Origin of the sequence: Pedobacter sp. HMWF019 (assembly GCF_003061025.1) — a bacterium.
GTDB lineage: Bacteria > Bacteroidota > Bacteroidia > Sphingobacteriales > Sphingobacteriaceae > Pedobacter.
Window position 1 is genome coordinate 6,679 of sequence record NZ_QAIL01000424.1, and the last position, 3,313, is coordinate 9,991.

Annotated in this window: 5 protein-coding genes; 2 read left to right on the plus strand and 3 right to left on the minus strand. The window is 37.0% G+C overall.

Annotated elements, in window-relative coordinates; genetic code table 11:
- On the minus strand, positions 1 to 999 hold a 999-nt coding region (locus DBR11_RS22635; protein ID WP_233260864.1), incomplete at its 3' end, for a DEAD/DEAH box helicase.
- 62 nt (positions 1,000 to 1,061) lie between these two features.
- The gene (locus tag DBR11_RS22640; protein WP_108554881.1) at positions 1,062 to 1,304 is read right to left on the minus strand and encodes a helix-turn-helix domain-containing protein; all 243 of its coding nucleotides are present in this window, start codon (positions 1,302 to 1,304) and stop codon (positions 1,062 to 1,064) included.
- A gap of 296 nt (positions 1,305 to 1,600) precedes the next feature.
- Between DBR11_RS22640 and DBR11_RS22645 the strand changes: the two genes are divergently transcribed.
- The gene (locus DBR11_RS22645; RefSeq protein WP_108554882.1) at positions 1,601 to 1,999 is read left to right on the plus strand and encodes a hypothetical protein; all 399 of its coding nucleotides are present in this window, start codon (positions 1,601 to 1,603) and stop codon (positions 1,997 to 1,999) included.
- Positions 1,986 to 2,558 carry an RNA polymerase sigma factor gene (locus DBR11_RS22650; RefSeq protein ID WP_108554883.1) on the plus strand — a complete coding sequence of 191 codons (573 nt, stop codon included), beginning with the start codon at positions 1,986 to 1,988 and terminating at the stop codon, positions 2,556 to 2,558. The genes DBR11_RS22645 and DBR11_RS22650 overlap by 14 nt, the downstream gene beginning before the upstream one ends.
- 93 nt (positions 2,559 to 2,651) lie before the next feature.
- On the opposite strand, the gene DBR11_RS22655 is transcribed toward DBR11_RS22650, so the two are convergent.
- Positions 2,652 to 3,155, minus strand: a complete 504-nt coding sequence (locus DBR11_RS22655) for a GNAT family N-acetyltransferase (protein ID WP_108554884.1) — start codon at positions 3,153 to 3,155, stop codon at positions 2,652 to 2,654.
- Positions 3,156 to 3,313 lie beyond the last annotated feature (158 nt).

Sequence of the window (3,313 nt, forward strand, 5' to 3'; positions counted from 1 at the left end):
TTTTAAAATGCGGTTCAGGAACAGTTCTTTCGTTTCCGGCAGTTCAAAATGGAAGATAAAGGAAATACCTTCCAAGTCCAGTTCCGGGCAAGCTTCATTGGCTACCACCAATACACGGGCTTCGGGTACTTCTTTAAAATCGCCAAAATCGTCAAAGCCACTCTCATCAAAGTGCAAAGGTTTCAACATAGCGTATTCCCCTTCTTTTTGACTTTCCAGACTTTTAACCAGTTTCTGTGCAGTTAATCTCGAATTCACAAAAACCACTACTTTATCAAATACCTCATCATCCCTTAACAGGGTATGCAGTAAATGAAGTTTTGTTTTATAATTTGGTACATGATACAGCATTTGAGGAACAGTTTCCGCTTTATCACCAAAGTCTTCTACTTCAATCAGCGCAGGGAAGTTCATAAACTGATCAATCATTTTATATAATTTATCATGAACCACCTCCGTGAAGATCAGGTGCTGGCATTTACCTGCGCTCCTGGCCAGTTCTGCAACGGGCAGCTGCATGCCCTGACTTACAATCTGAGCCGCATCATCCACAATAAAAGTTTGCAGTTTACTTAAGTTCAAACCCAGTTTCAGGTATACTGCTCTGGCTCTTGTTGGTGTAGCCACCACGATATCTGTACCCAAGGCCAGTTCATTTACATCAGATTCTAAACCTCCTGTACCCAACAGGCCCATGATGTTCAGATCACGGTTGCGGCTTAAAGAGATGAACTGCTCAATTACAGCCTCGCCCCGCTCCTGATCAGCCACCAGGATCAGTACCTTAGGTGCATCATCTTTGGTATATTTCAGTTTAGACAAAACAGCAAGCACATAAGTAGTTGTTTTACCAGCGCCTTCAGGGCCAACAGCTATAATATCTTGTCCACCAATAATTCTGGACATGGTTTTAAGCTGGATTTCTTTAGGGGTTAAGTATCCGGCATCAGTCATTGCTGTTACCAGGCCTTTGCTTAGTTTTAATTTATCTAACGACACAGTTTCTTACATTTATAATAATTCTGCAAAGTTACGCAAAATAACCCTGTGATTAGGCAGAATTAACTATCCAGCTTACTGAAATCAATAAGTTCATCCAAAGAAACCTCCAGACTCCCTGCAATCTGCATCAAACTATAAGCCGTAGGGTTGGCACCGTCCATTTCATACCGGTTAACCACTTGTTTATCCTTATATCCCATTCTTGAAGCCAATTGTTGCTGAGTAAGTCCTAAGCCCAGCCGCAATTGTTTTATGCGTTGACCAAGGTTTTTCTTGAAATCAGGAACAGATATGTCATTCATCACCGCAAATTGAAGATTTAACCAAAAAATTGAGTCAACATATTTGTTGACTTTATAACATAATCTATTATATTTGTCCAGACGCCTTAAACAATGTCAGTCAGCCTAAAGAGTTCATATCCCTCCGGCAAAAGGTGCTGCAACATCAAAACAGCCTTTGAAGTCAGCTTTAATCAGTTGAATGAACAAAAACTCAAAACTATCTTTCCAAAATTTTGCATCCCTTTAAAAACCATGGAAAACAATTCCCCGTACATACCATCAATAGCGATTTCTAAAATTTTAAGTAGTTAAGAATGGTAGATAACAAGACCTTTCCTAATACTAAAAAATGGTCTTTCCATCCTCTTTGGAATTGGCCTGCCGCCGCATTGGCTATATCCCTGAACAGAGCCTGTTCACTTTATTCATATTATCTTACAAATACAAAAAATAAATTAATAAATAATTCATCAATATTAATACTAAATATATTAGCTTTATACACTAAATATATTAGCAATGTATTCCGCATTTTTTTTATTAATGAAAGTAACTATATGGATAAGAAAGAAAGTCAGAAAACAACTCCTAACCCCAATTCAGGCGGCATGTTATATTTTTCAAACGAATTCTATAACTTCCATCATAATAAGACTTTAAAAGGTACTCCAGACACACAAAGAAGTAATACCTACAGCAATGGACAGCTATAAAAACCTTCCGGACACTGAACTGCTGGCTCTTTTTCAGAACGGCGACAGAAAGGCTTATGAACAGATCTACTATCGTTACTGGGCCATTTTATTTCAACACTGCAGAAAAATGCTTCACAATGACGAGGAATCAAAAGATCTTGTTCAAGACTTATTTTCTTTATTCTGGCTCGAAGGCAAAGAATTGGTGCTCAAAACTTCTCTATCCGCCTACCTGTACACCGTACTACGCTATAAAGTCTTTAACCTGATCGACAAGAACAAAGTCAGAGTAGACTATCTCTCCTCACTTCAAAGTTTTATAGAAAGCAATGAATCTTCCACTACTGATCATATGATCCGGGAAAAGCAAATGAAAGAACTCATTGAAAAAGAAATTGCATCCCTACCAGAAAAGATGCGTGAAGTTTTTGAACTCAGCCGGAAAGCAAACCTGTCTTATAAAGAAATTGCAGCTGAACAGAACATTACTGACAACACGGTAAAGAAGCAAATGAACAACGCGCTAAAGATCCTACGCTCTAAACTGGGGACAATCCTATTCGGTTTATTCCCTTGAAAAAGCGCTAAGAATCAGTACTCAAAAATTAAGTTTATGATTTTTGGTATTTACATCTATTGATGGTGGAAAGATTGTTTAACCATGCACATGTCATAGTGTTTTTTCATAACAATAGAAATCTCCTTTTCTGAATGTAACCGTCCCTCTTTTTAAATAGCCATTATTTTCATATAAATTGAGCGCAGAAGGATTCCCGGAAAATGCATCTAATCTTATAGATGTATAACTATTGTTATTCGCAAACTGTTCTGAAAATTTAAGTAATTGCTTTGCAATTCCCTGGCCTTGAAATTTCGGGCGTACACATAACCTATGCATCACCAAAGGACTGTCATTGTTTAACTCCCATTCAACACTTGAATATTCCGGAGATTGGTTTTTATCCAGAACCACAATTCCAGCCAATTCTAGGTTTTTATAAATACCAAACATTGCTTCCGTATCTATATCATCAAATACGATTTTATAATTAGGATAAACGTCATCCCATTGAGATATTTCATTATTTTCCATCTCAGAAATAGCCTCTTTAATTAGACACATTACCTCATTAATATCTTGCAGATTTATTTTTGAAACATTTTCCATTTCCATTTAGATCGAGCTTATGCGATTTGCAGACTAAAGTATTTAAAAGTTTTAAAAAAGCAGAAGAATAAATCTATTGGCGACTACACAAAACCCACCACTAAATTGATAAATTTATATTTTCTTAACTTTTTCTTCATATCGCATTACACAAGCGCCCGACC